General features: G+C 58.7%; 1 protein-coding gene. It reads left to right on the plus strand.

The annotated features are described in order from the left end of the window. Positions 1-362, plus strand: a 362-nt coding sequence (locus J5M67_RS27710; RefSeq protein WP_207888583.1) for an aldo/keto reductase, incomplete at its 5' end; no start/stop codon positions are given. Between the last annotated feature and the right edge of the window lie 168 nt (positions 363-530).

The raw sequence follows: 530 nt of genomic DNA on the forward strand, positions 1-530 counted from the left end.
GTCTGGCCCTCTTCCCGTACTTTTCGCTGGCGTCGGGGTTCCTCACAGGCAAGTACGCCACGCGGAACGACCTGCACGGTGTCACCCGAGAATCCATGATGGCGGCGTACTTGCCTGACGCCGAGCACGAGAAGGCGGCCTTCGCTGTCCTCGATCAATTGCGTCAGATTGCTGGGGACCATCGCGTCGAGGTGACCTCAGTCTCATTGGCGTGGCTACTGGCTAAAGGGGTTACCGCACCTATTGCTTCGGCGCGCACTATCGACCAGCTTGATGCTTTGCTAGCCGCTCCCGACCTCGTCTTGTCCAGCGACGAAGTTTGCGCTCTGGACGAGGTGTCGGCTGTGTTCGCCCATGAGTGAATCATCTGCCGAATACTCGTGGTCGATGGTCTGGCCTGCATAGGGTACCGACATGGCTACTACCGCTTTCATGGGAAAACCCCTTAACACCGTCGGGGACCTTCCTCAGGTCGGTTCCTTGTTGCCGTCGTTCACTCTCGTCAAGAGTGACTTGTCGGAGCTGAGAAG

Source organism: Pseudomonas sp. 30_B (genome assembly GCF_017491605.1).
GTDB lineage: Bacteria > Pseudomonadota > Gammaproteobacteria > Pseudomonadales > Pseudomonadaceae > Pseudomonas.